The sequence below is a fragment of the uncultured Vagococcus sp. genome, assembly GCF_963518325.1.
Classification (GTDB): Bacteria; Bacillota; Bacilli; order Lactobacillales; family Vagococcaceae; genus Vagococcus_D.
On record NZ_CAUQJB010000003.1, the window covers coordinates 83,315 to 108,400 of the forward strand.

Sequence of the window (25,086 nt, forward strand, 5' to 3'; positions counted from 1 at the left end):
AATAAAAGCAGTACGGGAGGTATTTTATGGAATGGTATGAAAAAGCGATTGAAGCAGTTCGCTCAACGACAAAGACCAGTGAGTTAGGCTTGTCAGCAGAGGAACGTCAACAGAGGTTAATTAGTCAAGGGGAAAACACCCTTAGTAAAGGGAAGGAAGACAGTGAGCTAAAAAAATTCCTCCATCATTTTAATGATTTATTGATTTATGTCTTAATTGTGGCAGGTATTTTAAAAGGATTAACCGGCGATTTTATTGATATGACGATTATTTTTGCCGTGGTTTTAATTAATTCACTCATCGGCTATGTTCAAGAACGGAAAGCAACCAATTCTTTAAGCAGTTTAAGTGCCATGATGGGCTCTCAAGCAACGATTCTTGCCGATGGTGAGAAGGCAATAGTCGAAGCCACTAGCCTCGTAGTGGGAGATGTGGTTCTGCTTAATCCGGGAACCATCATTCCGGCGGATTTACGCTTAGTGGAAGCATATAATTTAGTTGTGGAAGAAGCGATTTTAACCGGGGAATCAACGCCAGTTAATAAAAATACGGCTGATATAACTGGACCGGCTGATTTAGGTGACCGCTTAAATATGGTCTATTCTGGGACTTTGGTCAATAGTGGTAGTGGCAAAGGCATTGTCGTAGAAACCGGTGATGGTACCGAACTTGGTAAAATTAGTCAGCATTTAAAAGATGTGGGCAGTACCGAAACACCATTAATTAAAAAGATGAAACAGTTAAATAAACAAATATTTTATATTTTAGGAGCGTTGATAGTATTTTTAGTCATTTTTAGTTTACTCTTTAGAGACTTTACTGGTGGGGAACTGGTTTCGGCGATGATAGCCTTAGCTGTTTCTGCCGTACCAGAAGGGTTACCGGCAGTCTTGTCGATTATTTTATCTGTTGGAGTAACGCGGATGGCTGTCCAAAAAGCGATCATCAAAAAGATGCCAGCCGTGGAAACACTGGGAAGTATGAGCGTTATTTGTTCCGATAAAACAGGGACCCTAACCAAAAATGAAATGACTGTTGTGTCGATTGTGACAAAGGATGAAGTCGTTGAAATTGAGGATGGAGGCTTTGACCGTTCGGCTGAGGAAGATCATTTATCTTGGCACCGCCTAATTGAAACAGCCTTATACTGCAATGATACTAAAATTAATTATCGTGGAGGCAAGCGGGAAATTATTGGCAACCCTACAGAAGGCGCGTTATTGGAATTTGCCAATCAACATCCTTTAGATCAAGAAGAGCATGTCCTGTATAAAATTCCTTTTGATTCAGCTTATAAATACATGGCGACTTTAGTTGTAATAGGCCAAAAGAAGTTTATCTACTTAAAAGGGGCACCGGATATTATTTTGGATATGGTTCCTTTACAGTTGGAAGGAGAAGACTATACGACGATTGATTTGCCCTTTTGGCAAGAAGAGATTTCCATCCAAGCGCGCAAAGGCCAGCGAATGTTAGCCGCCGCCTATAAGGAAGTGCCCGTTGAGACAGAAACAATCAGTCACGAGGATTTAGAAGAAGAGATGGTTCTGTTGGGATTATATGGCATTATCGACCCACCTAAAAAAGAAGCCATGGACGCGATTAAGATCTGTCATGAGGCAGGTATCAGCGTCAAAATGATTACTGGGGATCACAAAGATACCGCTGTTGCCATAGCTGAACAGATTGGATTAACGAATTATAACCAAGCTTTAATCGGCAGTGAAATTGAAGGATTAAGCGACAAGGAACTTCAAGGTGTCGTTGCAACCCACGATGTTTTTGCCAGAACCACACCTGAGCATAAACTACGATTAGTGCGAGCTATACAGGAAAATGGCGAGATTGTGGGAATGACTGGTGATGGAGTTAACGATGCTCCGGCTTTGAAAAAAGCCGACATTGGAATTGCCATGGGAATCAAAGGAACCGAAGTGACAAAGGATGCGGCTGATATGGTCCTGGCTGATGATAACTTTGCCACAATAGCTGCTGCAGTTAAAGAAGGTCGTCGTGTTTACGATAATTTAAAAAAGACGATCTATTTTTCATTACCAACGGCATTTGCTCAAGGGCTGCTAGTTGTGGTATCGATTTTACTGGATAACCCATTGCCTTTAACATCGATTCAAATTTTATGGTTAAACATGGTGACGACTATTACGTTGTCCTTTGCTCTTGGGTTTGAACCGATAGCCAAAGATGCCATGACCAGAAAACCAAGGAATCCAAAAGAAAATATTCTAAACGGTTATGCCGTGTTTAGAGCGACCTATGTGTCCTTGCTTTTAGCGGCTTTAGGTTTTATTATCAATAGTTACCTAAGTAGTCAGGGAGCCAGTGAAACCGTCATGCAAACGACTCTTTTATTGACGATTGTCTGTGGGCAGGTGTTCTATATGATTAATTGCCGTGAAATTCACCAGTTTGCCATTACGAAAAGTATTTTAGCCAATAAAATTTTATGGTTGGCCACAGGTATTTTAGTGGTGCTTCAATTGGCAGTTATGTACGTACCAGTCATGAATAATATCTTGGATACAACGCCAATAGGTTGGCATTACGCTGGTTTATCTTTATTAGCGGGTTTGTTAGTTTTTGTCATAGTAGAGCTAGAGAAACTTGGTTATCGAACATGGAAAAAAATCTAGCTGATCGATGTAAGAAACCATCAGGTTAGCAATTAAAACGAGACTCTTTTCAAGGCTAGTTAATTGACATTGACGAGAATATTGTGGGATAATTCAGTCGAAAATAATGTTAGAAAAGAGGAATTACCATGTCAGCGATTGTATTTGTTAATTTTCCAGTGAAAGATGTATCACGGGCCACCGATTTTTATGAAGCATTAGGATTTAAAAAGAACGTAGCTTTCTCCAACGAAGAGACAGCAGCCATGGTTTGGGATGAGACCTTTTGGGTCATGCTTTTGTCTCATGATTTCTACGGTAAATTTTTAAAAAATAAGGAAATTGCCGATACTGAAAAAGTCAGTGGCGCCTTAATTGCCTTTAGCTTAGAAAGTGCCGCGGCGGTTAAAGAATTCGGCGCTATTGCAGAACAAAAAGGGGGCACGGTTCATCACGTTGAGATGGGCATTCCTGAAAGTGTGATGTACGGCTTAGAAGTTCAGGATTTGGATGGTAATACGCTGGAACCTGCCTGGATGCAAGTTGATTAAATAAGATGTGGTTAAAAAGGCAGTGGCCCAATCAGATAAAAAATCTGATTGGGCCACTGTTTTAGTAGGTTAATGATTGGACGATTTACGCAGTATTAAATAAAGGTAGCGCATATCTTATTTAATATACTTCATCGTCACTGCGATATTAGCATCACGCAAGGCTGCCATATAGGCCTCTAAAAAGAGACAGTCACGTTCTTCCTGTTGACCATTTTTCAGATACATGATAACAGGAGTGACTCAAGATTGTTCCAAAGTGAACCAAGAATAACGTGACGATTATGAGACAAATCAGAAGTATCTTAGTCAGAAATAACTCTAATAAGTCTGACCAGTCTGTTTTTGAAAACTCATCCTTCATTTTCAGTATCTTGATTTTCCCTGATTTGGCAGGCACTTCAGAATCGGAAAGGATAAGTAATATGGATACCGGTATTATGGGAATGAGTGTGTTAATTAAGTGAATGTTCAGTTTGTTGAGTAATTTTTTTATAGCCGTACACATAGGTTGACGTCCTAACTCTTAATCGTGTCTCTACATATAAAAGAACGCCTCCGATAACATTCAACTTTTTTCGGAGACATTCTTATTTTTGTGTTATTTAATAAAAAAAGACTTGACAACGCTTTCAACCAGTTGTAAAATATGGGCGTTAAGATAAACTTACAACTAAATAAATTCCATTGGCTACTGCACCCAGAGCGACAACTCCGAATGCAGTACGAAACCTTGACCAATCAGCAACGAACTGACTAATCAAGCGCCAATAGTGTAGCGCCTAAGCGCTAACATCTTTATTATACTCAATTTGTCACCAGATTTCTAGCTGTTTTTTTGAGTATTCTAAAGTCAAAGGGACTCCTTGTTGTTAGCCAAGGCCAAGGCTCCATTTACCTATAACTATTGAAGCGGTATTAGACACGACGTCTGATGCCGCTTTTTTGTCGAGGAAAATCAGCCATTTAGTATGGCAAAACGAGCCGGAAGCTGACGAGCTTCTCCACGCTCCGCTTACCAAAGGTCTATCTTAACAAGCCGGCACTAGTCAAACGAATAAACGCACATGGACCGCCTCATGTGTCACCTTCGTTGAGTCAATCAAACTCATGACTCTTGTTAAGTCGACGCCCATTTTTTCGTGTTATAAGGGGAAAACTGTCCTCAGAAGAACGAAAGAAACTAAGTCTGAATCTCTCTACAAACGCTATAACACCTTTCGTTTTTTCAGGCTATATTAACGATCCCCTGAATCGTGGATGAATCAGGTTGGCAACTATGAGAGTCGGTCGCTATCGCTGTTACCCGTGGCCACAGGGTAACTTGGAAAATCAGGTTGAGTAGGTCTTGGGAGTGTTTAATGCGCGTATTTGGGAGTAGTTAGTAGAAAGACAGGCGGACTGACTACTCCTATTAGGGGATTCCCAAGTCAAGTGCACACATAAGGAGGTAAATCTTATGTCAAAAAAAGAACAGTTTCAACTAATGTTACAAACAGGCGCCACCCGTATTCAAAACAATAAAATTATCAGTCCCATCACCCAAGCCTTGATGGCCGCCATGCCCATTACGATTGTCGGAGCTATCGGCAGTTTAATCAATTCAGCGCCAATTCCGGCCTATCAAGAATTTTTAGTCAAAAGTCAATTGAAAACCATCACTCAAATCCCTTCAGAAATTACCACGAATTTATTAGCCTTGTACATTGTTTTTTTAGTGGCGTCAAAGTATGCCCAACAGCGGCAAGTCGAACCAACGACGGCGGGCTTATTAGCGTTAATGAGCTTTTTTATCATCACGCCCTTTAATTATTCTGAAACAGGGGGGATGGAATCATACGGCATTAGATGGTTGGGAGCTGCCGGTCTGTTTACCGCTTTTATTCTGGGAATAAGTGTCTCTGCCATTTATTGTGTGTTTCGGACAAAAGGATGGGTCTTTAAGATGCCAGAAGGTGTCCCACCGACCATTGCCAGTTCGTTTGCCGGACTAGTTCCGGGATTTGTCATCGCATTTAGTGCCATGATAATTCGCTACCTGCTGTCTCTGACCAGTTTTGGCCACTTGCATCAAATGATTTTCACCTTAATTGCCTCCCCGTTGACCAGTCTTGGGGGGAGTTTTATCGCCATAGTCATCTGCGTGTTGGTCAGTCAACTCCTTTGGCTAGTGGGGGTTCATGGAAGCTTAGTGGTTTACAGTGTCATGGCGCCAATTTGGACCCCCATCTTAGCCGCTAACTTGGCAGCCTTTAATGCCGGTCAGCCAATCCCTCATCTGGTTTCGATGAGCATATTTGCGATGTCGTCATTTGCCGGAGGCGGGATCACCATCGGTTTGGTCTTTGCGATGTTACGAGCTAAGTCGGAACAATATCGAACCTTAGGGAAACTGGCCTTGGTGCCTAATTTAGTCGGCATTAACGAGCCGGTTATCTTCGGTTTGCCTCTAGTTATGAACTTGACCATGGCAGTCCCATTTGTGCTCGTTCCCTTACTTGTGACCATCAGCTGCTATCTAGCCATGGTCACCGGCTTTTTACCACGTATTCCGGGAATCAACGCCCCCTTGGGAACGCCGATTGTCCTTCACGGTGCCTTAATGGGTGCTACTTGGAAATGGGGGGCCTTTCAGTTGGTCATGGTCATTCTTAGTTATCTGGTCTATCACCCCTTTTTTAAGGTCTTGGATAACATCGCCTATGCAGAAGAACAGGCCGTGACGATAGAGGCAGTCGCTGGTGACTAGAGAAAATTGGGTAATCATGGTTGAATGATTAGTGGAAAGGTGTGAAAATGAGGAGCTTCAAAGACGTCGTTGCTGACAAAAGGTCGGTGAGATAGGAATTCTTTTCATAATCTAAGCAAGCCAACCCAAGCTTTTTGGCAAAAGACCATGTAGATGATTAATGAGTCAGAGGGAGTTGTGCGTCAGCTGAAAATCGTCAGCCATGTGAAAAAAGTGCAAAAAAATAGGCAGTCCTTGTCTTTGATAAGGATTGCTTTTTTTTTGCCTAAATTATGAGTGAATCAATGGGGGATGACACAGTCGTCGTGATAACTAGAGGTGTCATCTGGTGGGAATGGGTCTTCAAATTATGTTTCATTGTAGGTGATGTAAACGCGGCGTTTACGTAAAAAAATATTTTTTTGTGATTTTATAACCTGTTAATTTATATGTATCGTTGATGCTAAGCTCTTTTAAAGGGTTTTATAAATTTTGTTTCGTTATTAAACCCATGTCGTCTGGGCGTTTACGTCCCTTTTTGACTAGTCAAGATAGACAGATGATGTAAACAGTGAGGGTTCTTTTTTTAGGTATGACTAATAATCATGACCATAAAAAATTGTTTCTGATCGGTTTACCTTCATCTACTTTCTGATTATTTTTATGATGCAACAGTCCATTTGGCGGTTGACAGGATAAGCGCCTTAACTATCCTGTCTGAAAATAGCCTAATTGTTCTTTTCGATGTAACGTTATCCTCATCCATTAAACAGTTGGGATAGTAAGCATTGTGACGGTATCTTTAGTATAAGGCCATGGCATGACAGTTGCAAATTGAAGATTTACCAAAAAAGACCTAAATTTACCTTTTTTTATCCAGATTTACCTCTTTTTGAGGGAATCCTTGCAATAAAAGGCCTAATGACCACTAAAAAGTGGTTAATCTTATTCAAAAAGGGTTAATCTTCCCTAAAAAGTGTCAATCTTACTTTTTTACATCATCCTCAGATTTAGATAAGACCTGCGCAGGTTATGTTATGTCGCTACCGTTACCAGCGAAAGGATGAGGATGATTTGTCATCTGAGGGATTACGGTCTCTAATGGTTGAATGAGTAACTGAAAGGAGGTGTCTCTGTTAACAAAAAAAGGGATTATTGTTAATTCAGTCAAGAGCCTATCGAAATGTTTTAAAAAAAATTAAAGGTATGGTAGGATAAGGGTAATATTAAGTGTATCAGGTAAGGTATGGTAGTGTAGAATGCGTGGCTGGTAACTAGAAAGGTCTATAGTTATTTGCGAGAGGCAGGACTGGCATTAAAGGAGAGGTGTTAATTGTGTTCTTCGGCAGAGGAAGACAAAAATGAAGGTGGGGTAGGGATGAAACGAATAGAGAAAATCTATTTATTTGTTAGTAAAGAGTCGAAGAAGTTGAGTTCAGAAGCGGTTGCTTCTGGTGCTGGAGTGACCACTCAAGAGGTGGCTGAAGCTTTTGGCGTGCAGCGCACGAATGCCAGTAAAGATTTAAATGAACTTGTCAAAGATGGCCTGCTAGCTAAACTTGATGGAAGACCTGTTCGCTACATTGAAAGTGGGTTGGTATCTAATCGTACTGGCCAGGAGAGAAAAAGCGCATCTAATTCTTCTATTAATCAATTAAATGATAAAACAGATATTTTTCAAAAGGTCATTGGTAGCCATGGCAGCATGAAAGTGCCAATTGAGCAAGCAAAGGCCGCCATCTTATATCCACCAAAAGGCTTAAATTGTCTAATCACCGGAGCAACAGGTTCAGGTAAAACTCATTTCGCTCATTTGATGTTTGAGTTTGCAAAAGATAAAGGGCTGATTAGAGGGTCACAGGAGTTGGTCGTTTTTAATTGTGCGGATTACGCTCACAATTCAGAATTGTTAATGAGCCATCTTTTCGGCTACATGGCGGGCGCGTTTACTGGTGCCACAAAGGAAAAAGAGGGCTTGATAGCCAAAGCTGACGGAGGCATGCTCTTTTTAGATGAGATTCATCGGTTACCGCCAGAAGGCCAAGAGATGATTTTTTATTTTATGGATCATGGCAAGTACAGTCGATTAGGTGAAACAGCAAAAGAAGGTCAAGCAGATGTGAGGATTATCTGTGCTACTTCAGAAGATGCTTCTTCTTATCTACTTAGCACTTTTGTGAGACGGATTCCTATCAGTATCCATTTACCTAGCTTTAATCAACGCCAAACAAAAGAAAAAATCGATTTGGTTAAGTTAATGGTTGGAATCGAAGCAGAACGAATTCAACGAAAAATTTCTTTGACGGAAGATGTGGTAAAAGCCTTGATTGGCAGTGTGACCTACGGAAATGTGGGACAATTGAAGTCTAATATTCAATTGATTTGTGCGAGAAGCTTCTTAAGTCATATGGATCAGGATGAGATATTAATTTCGCTGGATGATTTGACAGAAGAAATTAAGACTGGTTTAAGCCAGCTGGCCAATGACCGCCAAATGTTAGCGGAGCTTTCCCAAGGACTAGAACCTGTGATGGAGGTTTACCCAGATCAGAAGTTACTGCCACGTTTAGTGGACTCCTATGAGCTCCCCTTTAATTTATACGAAATTATTGACGAAAAAGCCGCTCTATTAAAAGATGATGGCATTGATCAAGAGTCGATCAATCAGTTTATTATGGCGGATATAAACGTCCATTTGAAATCATTTTATAAAAATCATGGGCTAACTTTTGACATTGAGAATAAGTTAGCTGAAATCGTTGATCAAAAGGTCATTGATTTAACAAAAACAATATATGAAGTAGCTAAGCTAAAATTAAGTGACAGTTTTCAAGTCAACTTTATTTATGCCATGAGTTTGCATATCAGTTCATTTTTAAAAAGGCATCAGCTTAAACAACAAGGAGAAATCAGCAGTAATGACAGTATTCGCAAGATGGTCAAAGAGTACCCAGCGGAATATGAGGTTGCCTTGGATATAAAAGAGTTGATCTCAGCTGATTACCGAATTGAGATTCCTCTTGAGGAAGTTGAATACTTGACGGTCTTACTGGTGTCCTTAAAAAAAGAAAAGGATGCCGGTCGTATCGGGATTGTAGTAGCCGCTCATGGAAATAGTACAGCTACGAGTATGGTTCAAGTTGTGAAGCAATTGTTTGGTAGTCATAATTTGATGGCAGTAGACATGCCTGTGGAAATGAAACCACGGATTGCTTTGGAAGGGATTATCAATGCAGTTGAGCAAGTTGATAATGGTAGTGGTGTTATTTTATTAGTCGATATGGGGTCATTAGGTACCTTTAGTGAAGAAATACATCGGCGGACTGGTGTCCATGTTCGAACAATTGACATGGTCACAACGGCGTTAGTATTGGAAGTTGCTCGAAAAACAGAATTATTGGACACTGATTTGGATCAACTGTTTCATTCTTTAAAGAACTTTCGTGGCTATGGCAATGGATTGGAAGAAGACCACGATGATGTTGACTCCTCCTTACAACCAGGCCTAAAGCAGGCGATCGTAGCGATTTGTGCGTCAGGACAAGGGACGGCCAAACGAATGAAGGAAATTATCGAGACCTACTTGGCTGAAGTTGGAGAAGAGAGCTTAGAAGTATTACCTATTTCAATTGTGGACATGACAACGGTGTTGGCCCAGTTGCAAAAAAACTATCAGCTTATTGCAGTAACGGGGATTGTGGATCCTAAAATCGGCGTCCGCTATATCCCCATGGAACTGTTATTTTCTGGTGAAGCAAAAGTTATCTTACAGGAACTGCTGATGGATGCTGAGATGGCGTCTTTTGAGCCGGTTGTCTTAGACGATGATCAAACCTGGCAGGTCTGTCAAGATTATTTACGGACAACGTATACGTTTATTAACCCTGAAAAAGTCATGCCTTCTTTTTGGGAATTCACCACTCAATTAAGAGAAAGCTTTATTGGTGGAGTTAACCAAGCGTTTACAATCAATCTAATTATGCATTTAGGCGGAATGGTCGAGCGGATTTTGACCCAGGCCTGTTTATCGGTAGCAGAGGAAGAAAAAGTCGCCTATCAATCGGAGCGTTTTGCGTTATTAAAAAAATGTAGTGAAACCCTTGAAACCGATTTGTTTCTAACGATTCCAGATGAGGAGATGTACTATCTCTTACAAATTATTAATAATACACTAGAAGAACAGAAGCAATAGTGTATTAATTAGGAACAATACACTAATTAGTGTATTGTTTTTTTGATGTTAAGAGGGATGAACGTTGATTAAACAGCGCTTTGAAAGGATACACTAAAGTTGGCACGATAATTGCATATATAATGGAGTAGAACGAAATATAACAAAAAGAGAGTAGGGATTCCTTTGGGGATTGATATTCGTTTGGTGAGAATTGATGATCGCTTGATTCATGGACAAGTTGCCACTGTTTGGGCAAAGCGCTTGGACATTCAACGAATTATTGTGGTCAGCGATGCGGTAACTAAAGATAACCTGCGAAAAACCTTACTTCAACAAGCGGCGCCTCCGGGGATTAAAGTCAATGTTATTCCGGTTTCCAAAATGATTGAAATTTATTCCAATCGACTGTTTAATGAGGTGCGAGTGATTTTATTGTTTACCAATCCTGTAGAAGTAGCTAAAATCGTCAAAGCTGGTATTCGGATTCCTTCGGTTAATATTGGCGCCATGGGCTATACAGTTGGGAAAAAGATGATTTCGAATACGATTGCTGTTGATGAAGCAGATATTAAGGCATTTCGTTATTTGGACAGCTTGGGGATTGAGTTGGAAATCCGTAAGGTGATCAGCGACAGTAAACAAAGTTTAATGGACATGTTAAAAAAAGCCAAGCTTTAGTGGTTTTTAGATATAGAGTTGAACGCGAAGGGATGTGGTGGTGTTAGGGATGGCGAATGTGGTTTTTAGAATAGAGACAGGTTAAATAGCCCAATCTATTTACAGACAATTTGTATAAATTATTTTAGGAGGTAGAGAGATGGTAGGAATTATCCTAGCAAGTCATGGCGAATTTGCCGAAGGCATTTTGCAATCTGGTGCAATGATCTTTGGAGAACAAGAAAATGTTAAAGCTATTACTTTAATGCCTAGCGAAGGCCCAGATGATGTCAAAGCTAAAATGAAAGAAGCGATTGCCTCTTTTGACAATCAAGACGAAGTATTATTCTTAGTCGATCTGTGGGGCGGTACACCTTTCAATCAAGCGAGCAGTTTGTTTGAAGAACATAAAGACAGTTGGGCAATTGTGGCAGGTATGAATTTACCAATGGTTATCGAAGCTTACTCATCACGTTTTTCAATGACGACAGCTCATGAGATTGCCACACATATTTCAAGTACGGCTAGAGAAGGGGTTAAGATCAAACCTGAAGAATTAGAGCCAGAAGAAAAAACAGCACCTGCTGAAGAAGCACATCCAACAGGATCATTAGCACCAGGAACGGTTGTTGGCGATGGCAAGTTGAAGATTGTCTTAGCTCGTGTGGATTCTCGTTTGTTACATGGCCAAGTGGCAACCGCTTGGACAAAATCAGTATTACCAACGCGTATTATCGTGGTGTCAGATGCTGTATCAAAAGATGATTTACGTAAAAAATTGATTGAACAAGCAACGCCGCCAGGGGTTAAAGCAAACGTTATTCCAATTAGTAAAATGATTGAAATTGCGAAAGATCCACGTTTTGGTGGAACTAAAGCGTTGTTATTATTTGAAAACCCACAAGATGTATTGAAAGTAATTGAAGCGGGCGTTGATATTAAAGAAGTCAATGTTGGTTCGATGGCTCATTCAGTTGGCAAAGTGGTAGTAAGTAAAGTATTGTCAATGGGGCAAGACGATGTGGCAGCTTTTGAAGCGATGAAAGCCAAAGGCATTAAGTTTGATGTACGTAAAGTACCAAATGATTCAGGCGCAAATATGGACGATATTCTCAAAAAAGCGAAGTCAGAATTGGCTAATGCATAGAGAAAATATTAATTAAATTGGAGGTTTATCATGTCTATTATATCAATGGTTTTAGTAATATTCGTGGCCTTTCTAGCAGGTATGGAAGGAATTTTAGATGAATTCCAGTTCCATCAACCGTTAGTGGCATGTACATTAATTGGGTTAGTAACAGGTAATTTAACAGCAGGCGTTATTCTTGGTGGGACGCTCCAAATGATCGCACTTGGTTGGGCGAACATTGGCGCAGCCGTAGCACCAGATGCAGCATTAGCATCCGTTGCATCAGCTATTATTTTAGTAAAAGCACTAGGTGCTGAAAGTATTTCCGTTAAAGATGCAGTTGCATCATCAATTGCAGTTGCGATTCCGCTTGCAGTTGCAGGGTTATTCTTAACAATGGTTGTTCGTACATTGGCAGTGCCAATTGTTCACATGATGGATGCGGCAGCTGAAAAAGGCGACATGAGACGAATTGAATTATTACATATCGGTGCGGTTTGTATGCAAGGGATTCGGATTGCAGTTCCAGCAGCAGCACTTTTATTTATTCCAGCAGAGACAGTTCAATCATTTCTAGAATCTATGCCAGAATGGTTAACAACTGGTATGGCAATTGGTGGAGGCATGGTTGTAGCCGTTGGTTATGCCCTTGTTATCAACATGATGGCAACAAAAGAAGTTTGGCCATTCTTCGCAATTGGGTTTGTAGTAGCAGCGATTTCTCAATTAACATTAATCGCTCTTGGTGCTTTAGGCGTTGCGTTAGCTTTCATTTATTTGAACCTATCTAAAATGGGTGGTTCTTCAAATGGTGGTGGCGGAGGAAACTCAGGCGACCCACTAGGCGACATTTTGAACGATTATTAATCTAGGAGGAGAAGAGAAAATGGCAGAAAGAATTGAATTAACTAAAAAAGATCGTTTAGCCGTTGCATGGCGTTCAACGTTTATCCAAGGCTCTTGGAACTATGAACGTATGCAAAATGGTGGTTGGGCGTTCTCAATGATTCCCGCAATTAAAAAATTATACAAAAGTCCAGACGATCGTGCAGCTGCACTAAAACGTCATTTGGAATTCTTTAATACTCACCCATATATTGCCTCACCAATCTTGGGCGTAACATTAGCGCTTGAAGAAGAGCGTGCCAATGGCGCACCAGTTGATGATGTAGCGATTCAAGGGGTAAAAGTTGGGATGATGGGTCCTTTAGCTGGTGTTGGTGATCCAGTATTCTGGTTTACTGTTCGTCCAATGTTAGGTGCCTTAGGTGCTTCATTAGCTATGGGTGGCAATATCTTAGGCCCAATTATTTTCTTTGTTGCTTGGAACTTAATTCGTTGGGCATTTATGTGGTACACACAAGAATTTGGTTATAAGGCCGGTTCTAAAATTACGGATGACCTTTCCGGTGGGTTATTGCAAGACGTAACAAAAGGCGCCTCTATTTTAGGGATGTTTGTCTTAGCTGCTCTAGTGCAGCGGTGGGTATCGATTAAATTCCAGCCAATCGTGTCTGAAGTCAAGCTGGATGAAGGGGCCTATGTTGAATGGGGCAAACTGAAAGAAGGCGGCGCTGGTATTCAGCAGGCTTTTCAAGAAGTTGCGTCTGGTAAAGCTCTTTCTAACATTAAGGTCACAACCTTGCAAGATAACTTGGATCAGTTAATTCCTGGTTTAGCAGCATTGTGTTTAACTTTCTTCTGTATGTGGTTACTTAAGAAAAAAGTTAGTCCAATCGTTATCATTCTTGGCCTCTTTGTAGTAGGTGTACTTGGTCATGTTGTTGGTCTATTGTAAAAAATAAATCGATAAAAGGTCGCGAGCTTAGGTTCCGGCCTTTTTCTTTTTTTAGATAACTTAGGCATAATGGCGGCTTTGGCATGTTTTGAATGGCGAAATTTGAAGAAAACACGTATAATGAAGAAGATCTTACAACAGAAATGGAGCAGATGAAATGGTTCAATCACTTAATACACAGGTAGATTTGGTTATTGATGCGACGGCGTTTACTGGACTAACAGATTATGGCAAAATTATGATTGGCGATAAAGGGTTTGAGTTTTACCATGGCCGGGATACTCGTAAATTTATCCAAATTCCCTGGGAAGAAGTTAATTTAGTGATGGCCTCTGTGCTCTTCAAAGGGAAGTGGATTCCTCGTTATGCCATCGAAACGAAAAAAAATGGCACCTATACCTTTTCGTCAAAAGAGCCAAAAAAAGTCTTGCGAGCGATTAGAGTGTACGTCGATCCAAGTCACATGGTTCAGTCCCTAGGATTTGGTGATGTGATGAAGCGAGCCTTCAAATCCATGGGTAAGAAAAAAACCAACTAATAACCACTAAAGTAGACACCTGAGACAGAGCGCTTCAGGTGTTTTTTGGTATTGCACTAACCATTAAAACAAGTTATTGTAAAGAGTTGAACGTTTATTAACGATTACTGTATACATTTTGCTAGTGTCAAACGTTGTCTTGTTAGGAGGGTGGAGGATGGCTAAAGATGGATTAGAGTCATATGTTGTTGAATTAGGAGGAGAGGTGTGCCGTTTTTTAATGTCGAAAGGGGCTAGTTTACATGATGCTCAAGACTGTGTTCAAAATACCTTTTATAAATTACTTTTATCCATGGATAGTTTGACGGAAGAGTCGATTCGGCCATGGTTTTATCGAGTATCCTTAAACGACTATATTGATTTGCAGCGAAAACTAAAGCCCCTTAACTTTGAGCCAAATCAAGACAGCCCAGTGACCTCAGGTGGGCTAGAGTCTCTTTTATTGAAGGAAGAAATTTTGGCTGTATTAGCGGATGTGAAAGAAGAGTATGGGGAATTGCTGCTATTGAAATATTATTATGAGTTTACTTACGAGGAAATAGCCAAACTATTGTTGATAAAACCGACCAGTGTTAAACAAAAACTGGCTCGCGCTCGTGCCTCGATAAAAAAAGAAAGTGGGAAGTCTAGATGGAAGAATCGTTAGGGAAATCTTTAAAGAAAGCGAAAAGAAAACAAGTAGTCAAAATCATCTTAATCAGTGGCTTAATGGTTTTGGTCATGGTGCCAGCAATGGTTATCGGTAGTGATAAATTAGCCACGGCCAACTGTGGTCTATTAAATGACTCTTTATATTTACACAATCGCATTGCAGAACCAAATATTCAAATTGATTCCCAGGTCATTCGCAACCATTCAGTCATGGGCGGTGAGGTGGTGACCAATCGTTCAAAAGAAGTAGCGGGTTATCTGGTACCTTGGAGTACCTTGACTAGCACTTATTCTGTCATCGGGGGAAGTGTCGACCACAATGAAATGATCCCAGGCCAGCAGCATTCAGAGGAAGCTATTTACGAGTATGACAAACAAACGAAACAAAAGGTTGCGTCCTTTTATCATCCCCGTATCAAAGATTATTCCGGTGGGGTGACTCATGATCTTGCCACCATTGGCCAGTTGGAAAACCATGTGGCAGAAGTGGCTCTTTCATTTGATCAGCCTTATACATGGCAAGAGCTATCTAAGACATTACCTGATACGATTCAAGTTAAATGGTTATATATGTTTTCGGAACTATTAGATGAATCAAAGGGGCGAAGTGGTGGGCTAATATTTGGGTTTAGCAGTGAAGGGGATATTGATGAGAATTTCCAGCAATTTATTGAAGATTTAGAAGCCTATGATCAAAGTGAACCCTCCCAGTTTGCCCCATTTTTAGAAAGTGAAAATGGAAAAAAAGGGGATGAGGCAGCTATCTTAGGTGTTATTGTTACAGGAAAAACCAGTGAGTTGGCTAAATTAAGCGAGCTTGAGTTTATTCGAGGCTCTTCAATCGGTGTAACGGCCGAGATTGTGCCTTATATCAATCCAGATAATGGGACAAATCGTTAAAAAAGGGTAAATAGCTCTCAGAATAATGAGTTAAGACTTTGACTCTTTCTTAATTAGTGGTATGATGGAAAAAAATTAAGGGGGGATGTTAATGGGCTTAAATGAATTTATTTTAGGGCTAACGAATTTAGAAAAAATCAATCGAGCACCGGGCTTTTTCAAATATACGGAACACACGGTGGCAGCTCATTCCTATCGAGTGGCCTCTATCGCACAGGTATTAGGTGACATTGAAGAAGTTAACGGGATTGAGGTTGACTGGAAAATGCTGTATGAAAAAGCCTTAAACCACGATTACACGGAGCGCTTTATCGGGGATATTAAAACTCCAGTGAAATATGCCAGCCGTGAGTTACGGGGGATGTTGCAGACTGTGGAAGAAAAAATGACCGATGAGTTTATCAACCAAGAAATTCCGCCAGAGTTTCAAGAGATATACCGTCGTCGTTTGTTTGAGGGCAAAGATGATAGCCTTGAAGGCGAAATTCTAGCGGTCGCTGATAAAGTTGATTTACTGTATGAATCATTTGAAGAGATTGTTAAAAATAACCCGGAACCTGTATACAAAGAGATGTTCGTGGAATCTGTTCAAACGATTAAAGGATATGCTCATCGCCCCTCCGTTAATTACTTTTTTAAGGAAATTTTTCCTGAGTTATTGAAGGTTGATTTTTATGGGAAAACGGCGTTTATGGAAGCTATTGATCAGGTTTTAGCAGAATAAAGGAAAAAGGCCACGATTGCAATCGTGGCCTTTTTCTTATTTGGTGACGGGAATCCATAATTCACAGAACAAGCCTGGCTGGCTACGTTCAAGATACAGTTCATAGTCAGTTTGATCAGTTTGCACATAACCTGTTTGAGGGGAGAATTCTTTTAAGAATTTGCTCCACATCTCACCAATCGAGTCCCCATCGTCGCCGTAGCAATTTAAGACAACGTAGGTAGCGGGTTCGACATCCCAAACCCGAAATCCATCTGCCAATAATTGAGCATCGTGATAGGGAAGGGTCTCATCGTCAATCAAGACACCAATGCCATAGTCAAAGGTTGTCTCCGTTGCTACACTCGGGCTGCAAAGTCCAAACAGGTCTTTTTTTCCTGATGGACGAATAGCCAGTAAGGGGTCAAGAGCCTTAGTAGACTGGCATTCATGCCAAAAGTTGGGGATTTCTTGATTGTCCTCGTCGTTAAGGGTATCATTTCTAAAAGGTCTAATACAGGCTAGAAATTGTTGTTTCTGTGTTTGTTCTATTCGATAATCCATTGCTTTACCACCTTCCAGTGACAGTTTGATAAGGAGGGGGTTGAATAAAGAGAGTTGAGTGCCACGAAGTTTGGCTGCGTTTGGCGAGACACCGTGGAAGCGAGTGAACGCTTTGGTAAAGCTCTCAGGTGTTTCATAGCCGTATTTATAACAGAGGTCAATAATCTTGTGGTCTGTAGCTTGGAGTTCTTGTCCCGCTAATGAAAGTCGCCTGTTTCGCAGGTAGACATTAGCAGTCATGCCCGCCATTAAGCTAAACGTCCGATGAAAGTTATAGCTGGACATCTGGACACTTTGTGCCACATCTTCATAATTTATGTCCTCCAATAAATGAGCTTCCATATAATCAATCGCTTGTTGCAATAATTCAAACCAATTCATTTTTTTCCCTTCCTTTCCTTTTTGATTATATCGAATAAGTGTATCACAAGCCTGTCTTCCTTTGCCGAATTTTGTCCCTTAGTGCTGAATCAGGTATTACGGCTATTAAAAAAAGTCCCGTCGTTTGATTAAACGTATCAGAATTAAAAAATAGTCGGGACCATGCCGCCATCGGCTCGAATTACGGAACCACTGAAACTGCTAGCTAAAGGGCTACAGACAAAGGTCACCAATCTGCCTAATTCTTCTGGGGGAATAAAGCGTTGAATCAGAGACGCTGAACGATGTTCTTTCATAAATAGGCGCTCTTGCTCTTCAAAGGACAGTTGTCGGTCACCGTAGAACTCCTCTAACATCGAAGTGACTCCGGCTGTCAAGGTAGGGCCAGGTAAGACGGTATTGACCGTGACTCGACTGTTTTTTGTTTGAGTAGCCAAGGTTTTGGCTAAAGAGAGCTGCATGGTTTTCGTCATGCTATAGTGAGCCATTTCGCCGGAAGGCATCAACGCCTCTTCACTAGCAATAAAGACGATGCGACCGAAGTTGTCCGTTAACATTTTAGGTAAATAAGCCTTGGCCAGAGTGTTGCTAATCATCACATTAACAGTAAAAAAATGGAGCCAGTCCTGATCGGTAATCTCGTAATAGTCGGTAGGTTTAAAAATACCAAGACTGTTGATCAGTAGGTCTACCTTTGGAAATTGCTGAATTAAATTGTTGCGCTCTTCTGGTTGACTTAAATCATAAGGCGCTGATTGGGGGGTGGTCGTGGGAAAGCTCTTATTGATGTCTGCCACAATCGCATCAACGACAGGTGACTCACGGCCGTTAATAATCACATTGACCCCTTCGCTAGCAAGTTCGTAGGCAATCGCTTTGCCAATCCCTTTTGTGGAGCCGGTTATCAAGGCTGTTAACCCTGTTAGATTCATGTTCATCAAGATCTTCCTTTCATTGTTAGAAGGTCATACAAGGTTCCTTATTTAATTTTTCAGAATACGAGACTTTAAAAATCAAAGTTATCTGGGTCAGGACCGATTCGTCGTTCTTGATTTAATCCGTTGATTGCATCCATTTCACTTGGCGTTAACTCAAAATCAAAAACGGAAATATTTTCGATTAATCGTCCGTGGTTGGTTGATTTAGGAATGGTAATCACTTGATTCTGTAAATCCCAACGTAATACAATTTGGGCAGGTGATTTTTGATAACGCTGGCTGAGAGACACAATCAACTGATCGTTTAAGATATCGCCATTCATCAAAGGCGACCAAGCCTCCATTTGAATGTGATGGGTTTCAAGGTAGGTTTTAAGCTCACCTTGCGTTAGTAGAGGGTGGTATTCCACTTGATTAATAACTGGCGTAACAGTGCTGTGCCTAGCTAGTTCTTTCAGATGATGGCTGTGAAAGTTGCTGACACCAATACTGCGAACTTGTTTTTCGTTATAGAGTTTTTCCATTTCCAGCCAAGTTGGTAAATAGTAATCTGCCACTGGCCAATGAATCAAATATAAGTCTAAATAATCGACACCGATTTTTCTTAAACTTTCTTGATAAGCTTCAGAGACATTCCCCTTGCGCATATCCTCATTCCAAATTTTTGAGGTAATAAATAGCTCTTTACGGGTAATGCCAGCAGCGGCGATGCCTTGCCGGATGCCTTCGCCAACGGCTTCTTCGTTACCATAAATGCTTGCTGTATCAATACTGCGATACCCCTCAATAATAGCTGTTTTAATGGCAGCAACCAATTCTTGATAGTCTTCCACCCGGAAAACACCTAAACCTAATGTGGGCATCTCGATGCCGTTGTTCAATGTGACTGTGTTCATTTCAATTCCTCCAATAGTATGTCTACTTCCAATTAAATCTATTTACATTTCGGTGATATGTCGTTAGTATAGACCCTATAGGTTAAAATGTGAAGTAGGTACTTTTTTGTGATATAGGTACTAAAAAGTACCTGTGAAAGGAATTGATAAAGATGGAACCTGTCGTTTATGGCATCGGAGTGGAAGCAACGATTGAAGTAATTGGAGGAAAATGGAAGCCGATTATTTTATGTCACTTGAAACATGGCACTCGCCGTCCTTCCGAATTAAAAAAATTGATGCCGGCCATTACTCAGAAGATGTTAACCCAACAATTGCGTGAATTGGAGCACTCAGGCGTGATTGACCGAGTTGTTTACGAGCAAATACCGCCGAAAGTTGAGTATTCTTTAAGCCAATACGGACGCTCCTTAGAACCAGTCTTAGAGTTACTGTGCACTTGGGGAGAAGAGCATATTCACAAACGGCAAGTGGAATTTAATGAGCCGATTATTTTGATGCATCAGGATTTGTAGCGTTAGAGTTAAGTCGAGCTTGTCTCGGCTTTTTTTTTGACAGAATAATAAAAAATGACCCAAGAAAGGTGATGCTGCCAAGTATCGGGAAAAGTAAGGTGCCTCTGTCAGCTCCTGTGGTTTGGAGTAGTTGAGCGCCAATAATTGGACCTAAGACGCTGCCTGTTTTGATCCATTCAGCAAAGCCAAAGTAAACCCCTTTAAGGTCTTCATTTGCCATGTCATCTACAAGAGTATCGAAGCGAGAGCCAAGTAAAAGTTCTCCCAGACTGTAAATTAAGGCTATAAAAACAAAGCCCCAAAGCGTGGCTGCTAATCCGCAGAGAACGACACTACTTGCTAAAAAGAGATTGCTGATGAGTAAGACGGAAGTAGCAGACAACGTTTGGGTCACTCTCAGTAAAATAAATTGCAAGAGAAGAATGCAGGCTGAATTTAGTGAGAGAATATAGGCATAAATTTGTGAACCATTAGAAAAATGGGGTGAGAGAGTCAAATACTGGGCTAGTGTCGAATTAAATTGAGCATAGCCGAAATAAGAAAAGGCCACACCAATTAATAGGAATATAAACGCCCGATCAGAGAAAATCCATTGCCCTTGATGGATATTTCTGGTCGGTTTGTCTTTCAGGGGAGTGGCCTGTTTGCTCAATGTATACAGCAGGACGAGGCTGTAAAGAATGTAGCAACACCCTAAAGGTAAATAGGCAACTAAACTTTTCTGGATATGAAAGAACTGACTGAGTAAGGGACCGAAAAATCCACCAAGGTTAATGGCGGCATACCGAATATTGTAAGTCATTAGGCGTTGGTCAGAGGTTGTTTCCAGGGATAGGACTTTTTTCGCAGCGGGCTCGAAAAAGGCATAACAGCAGCCATTAAGGCAGTTCAATAAGAGAAACTGCCAAAAGGTTGTGGCGAAATAAAATAGAATAAACGTGAGACCCCAAAAAAAGGCAACGACACTCAGAACTAATCGCAAAGAGAAGTTATCTACCAAGCGGCCAACTAGACCACTTAATAGGACGATAATCAGGGGAAAGGCACTAATGATGATCCCTGTCTCAGTAATGGGAAGATGAAGAACGGTAGTTAAGTAAATACTTAAGAAAGGGGTACTCATAAAAAAGGCTGTGCGGGTAAAGAATGTTCCGAATAGAATGATTCGAGTCGGTACATTAAGTTGTTTGGTTAATTGACTCATGATTGTAATGCTCCTTTTCGTGTGATTACCCGTCATGGAAAAACTGGTACTTGCTATAAAATGTAACATGGCGTAATCTGAAGAGAGAAAAGGTGTGCTGTATCCTCACAATCCAAGGAGGTAATAATGGAATTTGGTGAAACGATTAAGAAAATCAGAAGGTCACAGCGACTGTCTCAACAGGATTTGGCAAAGGGGGTAATGAGTCGTTCTAATTTATCGCGATTTGAGAGTGGTCAATATTACCCTAGTTATGATAAAGTGTTCGGGCTGATTGCTAAGTTGGGACTAAGTTTGGAAGAGGTTTTGTACATTGCCAATGATTATCAGGCAAAGCCGTTAGACGTGTTGCAACGGAAATTAGTGGAGTACGACAATCAATACGACCTTGAGGGATTAAAAGAAATCAGCAAGGAGGCGAAACAATCCTTTCAGGAAACCGCAAATCCTGAGTATCAGACGCTTTATTGGTTTGCTCAGTTGTCCTTTCTGCATTTAGGCCATGTCGATGAACTACCAGAAGAGGCGATTAAAGGGTCAATCTTACCTTATTTTGAAGATAAGGAAGACTGGTATCTAAAGGATTTGCGCTTTTTAAACAATTCGCTGGCTATTTTTGAATTGGATGATGCTTGTTTTTTAGGAAATCGGGCCTTGAAAAGTTTTGAGAAATACCAGCAGTTTAATGTTCAAACCAATCTGCAATCCAACCTGATGATCAACCTTGGGACTCGTTGTTTTGAAGAAAAGCGCTATTCGGAAAGTCTCAGTTACTTTCAAAGAGCCAAGGCTTTTTCAACGTCATTCAATCATGTCTACAATCAAATCATCTGTGCCAACTATTTGCTGATACTAGAAGGAGGTGCCACGGAGCAATTGGAAACGTATCTGGCAACCTTGGAACTGTTGGGCTATCATGAAACAGTGGCTTATTTAAGGCAAGTCAAAGACACCTTTCAGCCTAGCTTAAGCTAAGCTTTTTGTTAAGCCAAACCATGAAACTATGCTATTATTAACTTGAAAATAGACAGTGATAGTTGATCAATCATGTTTATACGAAGTTAACTAAAAGGATTAAACAAGAGGAGACTATGATGGAGATTAAATTAGAGGTAACTATTAAGCCAAATAAGACGGTTATTCAATTGATGGATAACCAAGGAACCATTGAATTGCTAAAAGAGAATGTCGTTACTTTGGAAAAACCTGTCGTCTATTTATTGCTAAAGGAAAAAGAACTGATTGAAATAGGCCGTATAGCTGAAGGGAATTTGGACTCGGGGTTGGACTTTGACCGAGTGGTGACGATTTTACCAACTTGGGATATTGAACTAGACTATGTTGAACAATTACTTGTTGAGGAAGCCACCGCAAATGGCATCAAGTTAAAGGAGGGCCGTCAAGCGGTTAAAGTACCGGCTAATGCAGTAAAAACAGTTAAACCCTATGTTGAGTTAATTACCACAATTCTTGACACATTTGATTATTCGTTAATGCCAAAAGTGGACGCCAAACCAGCCAAGAAAAAACCAGCGAAGGCCCAGCATCGCTGGAATAAAGAAGTCAGTCAAATTGAATTTTATGTTGACTCCCGTGAAAGCAAGGCAACTGTTATGTGGCAAAAACGCAATGAGATGCTTTTAAAAGCAGGTGCGAAAATGAAACCTGAAGCGGAGTTAAATAAAGATGGTTCCGTGGGATTTTCCGCTAAGATGGGAGAAAAAATTCGTTCTGATCATCAAGATAAAATCAAGAATTTTACAACGACTGAAGACATCATTCTGAAAAGTGTAAACGAAGTTGGCTTGTTCTTGTATTTTGGTGGCACCAATAGCTGGTTGGAGCTGCTGGATGCTACTGGTAAGAGCATCGATTCCTACACAGTTGTTAACTAACATCAATTAAAACACCTACCATTGCCAGTAGGTGTTTTTGACATGAGAAGGGGGTATAATGGAAAAAGGAGGTGACTTATGAAAATTGGAATGATTAACGGCAGTTCACGAAAGCATCAAAATCAGCTAATTGAAAAAGAATTACACGCACTAAAAGGAACCTCTATGGAAATAGTCAATTTCGGCATCTATCCAGAAGAGCAAGGGAATTTTAGTTATATTCAAATGGCGATTGCGACAGGTTTGTTGCTAAGTTCTCAAGCAGTTGACTTTGTAGTAACCGGGTGCAGTTCCGGTACGGGAATGATGTTAGCTTGTAATGCCATGCCAGATGTGATGTGCGGGTATCTTGCCAATCCGACTGATGCCTACTTATTTGGGCGGATTAATGATGGCAATGCTATTTCATTACCTCTTGGCTCGATAGATGGGTGGGCGGGAGAACTTAACCTGCGGTATACGCTAGAAAAATTATTCGAAGAACCTTTTGGAACCGGATATCCACAAGCGGAAGCAGTTAGAAAACAAGCTGATACCGCTTATTTGAAAGAATTAAAAAGGCAATCGCAAATACCTCTAATTGAACTACTGCCTCAGCTGGATAAGTCTCTGGTCTTACCTGTTCTTCATCGTAAGTTTTTTTATGAGTATGTGTTGAATGAAGGGAAAAATTCGGAGTTGACTAAGTTGTTAGAAAGAATGATGAAAGAAAATGACAATCCTTAAGACCTTTGAATCACTGTTACTATCTTGTAAGCATATCATTCCTTTTTTATACAAAAATAGTTTATAATTAGATTGTAACAATTATAATATAGGAGGGATATGTTATGAAAGTAATCGTATTAGGATCATCACATGGCGGCTACGAAGCTGTCGAAGAATTATTGTTGTCCCACCCAGGTGCAGACATTCAGTGGTATGAAAAAGGCGACTTCATCTCATTTATGGGTTGAGGAACGCAACTGTATCTCGAAGGAGTTGTCAAAGACGTTAATTCAATTCGTTATATGACAGCAGAAGAGATGGAAAAACGCGGGGTTCGCGTTTACGTTAATCAGGAAATTACCAAACTGGAAGCTGACAAACATCAGGTGGTTGTCTTGGATCACGTGACAGGTCAGGAACGTGTCGAGACATATGACAAACTTATTTTAAGTCCGGGAGCTAATCCATTTATTCTACCAGTTCCAGGCAAAGAATTAGCCAATATTGAAACCATGCGGGGTCGTCAGGATACCATTGATTTAAAAATGAAATCAGTTGATCCAGAGATTGAAAATGTGGTGGTTATTGGTGTGGGGTATATTGGCATTGAGGCAGCAGAATCATTTGCCAAAGCCGGCAAAAAAGTTACCTTAGTGGATATTATCGAGCGTCCCTTAGGTGTTTATTTGGATAAACCATTTACCGATGTTCTTGAAAAGGAAATGACAGATAATGGGATTACCTTAGCCATGGGGGAATCGGTTGTGAGTTTTACAGGCGATGAGCGAGTGCGGACTGTTATTACAGATAAAGGTGAGTATCCAGCTGATTTAGTGGTGATGTCTGCTGGTGTCCGTCCCAACACAGCGTGGTTGAAAGATGCGTTGGAATTATTGCCAAATGGCATGATTAAAACCGATGAGTATATGCGAACAAGTGAAGAAGATGTTTTTGCGGTAGGGGATGCCACATTGATTCAATATAACCCAGGGGATACAGCCGTTAATATTTCACTGGCAACCAATGCTCGTCGCCAAGGACGATTTGCAGCTAAGAATTTGTTAGCTGCCAACTATCCATTTCCTGGTGTTCAAGGTTCGTCAGCTTTACGAGTTTTCGACTATAAATTTGCGTCAACAGGCCTGAATGATCAAATGGCCGCTAGATTAAACATAAACATTCGATCCGTTTATTTAGATCAAGAGACATTGATGGATTTTGTCCCGGCTTATATGAAGGAACGGGTTATGTTTAAACTAGTTTATGATCCAGAGACTCGTGTTATTTTAGGAGCTCAAATCATGTCTAAACAGGATTTAACAGCGAATATTAACGCGATTTCAATTGCGATTCAAACAAAGTACACGATTGATCAATTGGCTTATGCCGATATGTTCTTCCAACCAGAGTTTGACACGCCATGGAATTTGTTAAATTTGGCGGGATTAAAAGCCATTGAACAAGAGAAATAAGTAGTAAATAAAAGAAGTCTTAACTCGATTGACTGAGTTAAGACTTCTTTAGGT

21 protein-coding genes are annotated in these 25,086 nt (G+C 40.6%); 17 read left to right on the top strand and 4 right to left on the bottom strand.

Annotated features, from left to right (window positions below):
* Positions 1-26 precede the first annotated feature (26 nt).
* From RWN13_RS03770 to RWN13_RS03825, 12 genes are all read left to right on the top strand, one after another.
* Entirely contained in the window at positions 27-2,651 is a 2,625-nt protein-coding gene (locus tag RWN13_RS03770) for an HAD-IC family P-type ATPase (RefSeq protein WP_314060659.1), read from the top strand.
* 128 nt (positions 2,652-2,779) lie between these two features.
* Entirely contained in the window at positions 2,780-3,181 is a 402-nt protein-coding gene (locus tag RWN13_RS03775) for a VOC family protein (RefSeq protein ID WP_314060660.1), read from the top strand.
* A 1,459-nt stretch (positions 3,182-4,640) separates the two neighbouring features.
* Positions 4,641-5,930, top strand: coding sequence for a PTS transporter subunit EIIC (locus tag RWN13_RS03780; protein WP_314060661.1), 1,290 nt, complete (start codon positions 4,641-4,643; stop codon positions 5,928-5,930).
* Positions 5,931-7,287: 1,357 nt separating this feature from the next.
* On the top strand, positions 7,288-10,101 hold the full coding sequence (locus RWN13_RS03785) for a sigma 54-interacting transcriptional regulator (protein WP_314060663.1): 2,814 nt from the start codon (positions 7,288-7,290) through the stop codon (positions 10,099-10,101).
* Between the two features lie 165 nt (positions 10,102-10,266).
* On the top strand, positions 10,267-10,761 hold the full coding sequence (locus RWN13_RS03790) for a mannose/fructose/sorbose PTS transporter subunit IIB (RefSeq protein WP_314060665.1): 495 nt from the start codon (positions 10,267-10,269) through the stop codon (positions 10,759-10,761).
* Positions 10,762-10,900: 139 nt separating this feature from the next.
* Positions 10,901-11,887 (top strand): mannose/fructose/sorbose PTS transporter subunit IIA, encoded by a 987-nt coding sequence (locus RWN13_RS03795; RefSeq protein WP_314060666.1) that lies wholly within the window; start codon positions 10,901-10,903, stop codon positions 11,885-11,887.
* Positions 11,888-11,917: 30 nt separating this feature from the next.
* Positions 11,918-12,736 (top strand): PTS mannose/fructose/sorbose transporter subunit IIC, encoded by an 819-nt coding sequence (locus tag RWN13_RS03800; protein ID WP_314060667.1) that lies wholly within the window; start codon positions 11,918-11,920, stop codon positions 12,734-12,736.
* 19 nt (positions 12,737-12,755) lie between these two features.
* Positions 12,756-13,667 (top strand): PTS system mannose/fructose/sorbose family transporter subunit IID, encoded by a 912-nt coding sequence (locus tag RWN13_RS03805; RefSeq protein WP_314060668.1) that lies wholly within the window; start codon positions 12,756-12,758, stop codon positions 13,665-13,667.
* A 157-nt stretch (positions 13,668-13,824) separates the two neighbouring features.
* Positions 13,825-14,205 (top strand): DUF956 family protein, encoded by a 381-nt coding sequence (locus RWN13_RS03810; RefSeq protein WP_314060670.1) that lies wholly within the window; start codon positions 13,825-13,827, stop codon positions 14,203-14,205.
* Between the two features lie 157 nt (positions 14,206-14,362).
* Complete coding sequence (locus RWN13_RS03815) at positions 14,363-14,851, top strand: RNA polymerase sigma factor (protein WP_314060672.1); 489 nt, start codon at positions 14,363-14,365, stop codon at positions 14,849-14,851.
* Positions 14,836-15,756, top strand: a complete 921-nt coding sequence (locus RWN13_RS03820; protein ID WP_314060674.1) for a sigma factor regulator N-terminal domain-containing protein — start codon at positions 14,836-14,838, stop codon at positions 15,754-15,756. The genes RWN13_RS03815 and RWN13_RS03820 overlap by 16 nt, the downstream gene beginning before the upstream one ends.
* 91 nt (positions 15,757-15,847) lie before the next feature.
* The gene (locus RWN13_RS03825) at positions 15,848-16,480 is read left to right on the top strand and encodes a YfbR-like 5'-deoxynucleotidase (protein ID WP_314060675.1); all 633 of its coding nucleotides are present in this window, start codon (positions 15,848-15,850) and stop codon (positions 16,478-16,480) included.
* A 36-nt stretch (positions 16,481-16,516) separates the two neighbouring features.
* Here RWN13_RS03825 and RWN13_RS03830 read toward each other — a convergent pair whose 3' ends face one another.
* The 3 genes from RWN13_RS03830 to RWN13_RS03840 form a co-directional block, all read right to left on the bottom strand.
* The gene (locus tag RWN13_RS03830) at positions 16,517-17,404 is read right to left on the bottom strand and encodes an AraC family transcriptional regulator (protein WP_314060676.1); all 888 of its coding nucleotides are present in this window, start codon (positions 17,402-17,404) and stop codon (positions 16,517-16,519) included.
* 143 nt (positions 17,405-17,547) lie between these two features.
* Positions 17,548-18,342 carry an SDR family oxidoreductase gene (locus tag RWN13_RS03835; RefSeq protein WP_314060677.1) on the bottom strand — a complete coding sequence of 265 codons (795 nt, stop codon included), beginning with the start codon at positions 18,340-18,342 and terminating at the stop codon, positions 17,548-17,550.
* Positions 18,343-18,410: 68 nt separating this feature from the next.
* Positions 18,411-19,238, bottom strand: a complete 828-nt coding sequence (locus RWN13_RS03840) for an aldo/keto reductase (protein WP_314060679.1) — start codon at positions 19,236-19,238, stop codon at positions 18,411-18,413.
* Positions 19,239-19,390: 152 nt separating this feature from the next.
* Here RWN13_RS03840 and RWN13_RS03845 point away from each other — a divergent pair, with 152 nt between their 5' ends.
* Positions 19,391-19,753: a winged helix-turn-helix transcriptional regulator gene (locus tag RWN13_RS03845; RefSeq protein WP_314060681.1), complete on the top strand. Its 363-nt coding sequence runs from the start codon at positions 19,391-19,393 to the stop codon at positions 19,751-19,753.
* On the opposite strand, the gene RWN13_RS03850 is transcribed toward RWN13_RS03845, so the two are convergent.
* Entirely contained in the window at positions 19,728-20,957 is a 1,230-nt protein-coding gene (locus RWN13_RS03850) for an MFS transporter (protein WP_314060684.1), read from the bottom strand. The two genes, RWN13_RS03845 and RWN13_RS03850, sit on opposite strands and share 26 nt — an antisense overlap.
* Before the next feature lie 126 nt (positions 20,958-21,083).
* Between RWN13_RS03850 and RWN13_RS03855 the strand changes: the two genes are divergently transcribed.
* The 4 genes from RWN13_RS03855 to RWN13_RS03870 all read left to right on the top strand — a co-directional run bounded on the left by RWN13_RS03855 (position 21,084) and on the right by RWN13_RS03870 (position 25,032).
* Positions 21,084-21,932, top strand: coding sequence for a helix-turn-helix domain-containing protein (locus tag RWN13_RS03855; protein ID WP_314060686.1), 849 nt, complete (start codon positions 21,084-21,086; stop codon positions 21,930-21,932).
* A gap of 119 nt (positions 21,933-22,051) precedes the next feature.
* The gene (locus tag RWN13_RS03860; RefSeq protein ID WP_314061004.1) at positions 22,052-22,852 is read left to right on the top strand and encodes a hypothetical protein; all 801 of its coding nucleotides are present in this window, start codon (positions 22,052-22,054) and stop codon (positions 22,850-22,852) included.
* Positions 22,853-22,930: 78 nt separating this feature from the next.
* Positions 22,931-23,578, top strand: a complete 648-nt coding sequence (locus RWN13_RS03865) for an RpiB/LacA/LacB family sugar-phosphate isomerase (RefSeq protein WP_314060688.1) — start codon at positions 22,931-22,933, stop codon at positions 23,576-23,578.
* 104 nt (positions 23,579-23,682) lie between these two features.
* Complete coding sequence (locus RWN13_RS03870) at positions 23,683-25,032, top strand: FAD-dependent oxidoreductase (RefSeq protein WP_314060690.1); 1,350 nt, start codon at positions 23,683-23,685, stop codon at positions 25,030-25,032.
* Positions 25,033-25,086 lie beyond the last annotated feature (54 nt).

Excerpts from the sequence above, each read along its gene's own strand:
- RWN13_RS03770 (WP_314060659.1), top strand. The coding sequence starts at position 27 with ATGGAATGGTATGAAAAAGCGATTGAAGCAGTTCGCTCAACGACAAAG.
- RWN13_RS03775 (WP_314060660.1), top strand. The coding sequence starts at position 2,780 with ATGTCAGCGATTGTATTTGTTAATTTTCCAGTGAAAGATGTATCACGG.
- RWN13_RS03780 (WP_314060661.1), top strand. The coding sequence starts at position 4,641 with ATGTCAAAAAAAGAACAGTTTCAACTAATGTTACAAACAGGCGCCACC.
- RWN13_RS03785 (WP_314060663.1), top strand. The coding sequence starts at position 7,288 with ATGAAACGAATAGAGAAAATCTATTTATTTGTTAGTAAAGAGTCGAAG.
- RWN13_RS03795 (WP_314060666.1), top strand. The coding sequence starts at position 10,901 with ATGGTAGGAATTATCCTAGCAAGTCATGGCGAATTTGCCGAAGGCATT.
- RWN13_RS03800 (WP_314060667.1), top strand. The coding sequence starts at position 11,918 with ATGTCTATTATATCAATGGTTTTAGTAATATTCGTGGCCTTTCTAGCA.
- RWN13_RS03805 (WP_314060668.1), top strand. The coding sequence starts at position 12,756 with ATGGCAGAAAGAATTGAATTAACTAAAAAAGATCGTTTAGCCGTTGCA.
- RWN13_RS03810 (WP_314060670.1), top strand. The coding sequence starts at position 13,825 with ATGGTTCAATCACTTAATACACAGGTAGATTTGGTTATTGATGCGACG.
- RWN13_RS03815 (WP_314060672.1), top strand. The coding sequence starts at position 14,363 with ATGGCTAAAGATGGATTAGAGTCATATGTTGTTGAATTAGGAGGAGAG.
- RWN13_RS03820 (WP_314060674.1), top strand. The coding sequence starts at position 14,836 with ATGGAAGAATCGTTAGGGAAATCTTTAAAGAAAGCGAAAAGAAAACAA.
- RWN13_RS03825 (WP_314060675.1), top strand. The coding sequence starts at position 15,848 with ATGGGCTTAAATGAATTTATTTTAGGGCTAACGAATTTAGAAAAAATC.
- RWN13_RS03830 (WP_314060676.1), bottom strand. The coding sequence starts at position 17,404 with ATGAATTGGTTTGAATTATTGCAACAAGCGATTGATTATATGGAAGCT.
- RWN13_RS03835 (WP_314060677.1), bottom strand. The coding sequence starts at position 18,342 with ATGAACATGAATCTAACAGGGTTAACAGCCTTGATAACCGGCTCCACA.
- RWN13_RS03840 (WP_314060679.1), bottom strand. The coding sequence starts at position 19,238 with ATGAACACAGTCACATTGAACAACGGCATCGAGATGCCCACATTAGGT.
- RWN13_RS03845 (WP_314060681.1), top strand. The coding sequence starts at position 19,391 with ATGGAACCTGTCGTTTATGGCATCGGAGTGGAAGCAACGATTGAAGTA.
- RWN13_RS03850 (WP_314060684.1), bottom strand. The coding sequence starts at position 20,957 with ATGAGTCAATTAACCAAACAACTTAATGTACCGACTCGAATCATTCTA.
- RWN13_RS03855 (WP_314060686.1), top strand. The coding sequence starts at position 21,084 with ATGGAATTTGGTGAAACGATTAAGAAAATCAGAAGGTCACAGCGACTG.
- RWN13_RS03860 (WP_314061004.1), top strand. The coding sequence starts at position 22,052 with ATGGAGATTAAATTAGAGGTAACTATTAAGCCAAATAAGACGGTTATT.
- RWN13_RS03865 (WP_314060688.1), top strand. The coding sequence starts at position 22,931 with ATGAAAATTGGAATGATTAACGGCAGTTCACGAAAGCATCAAAATCAG.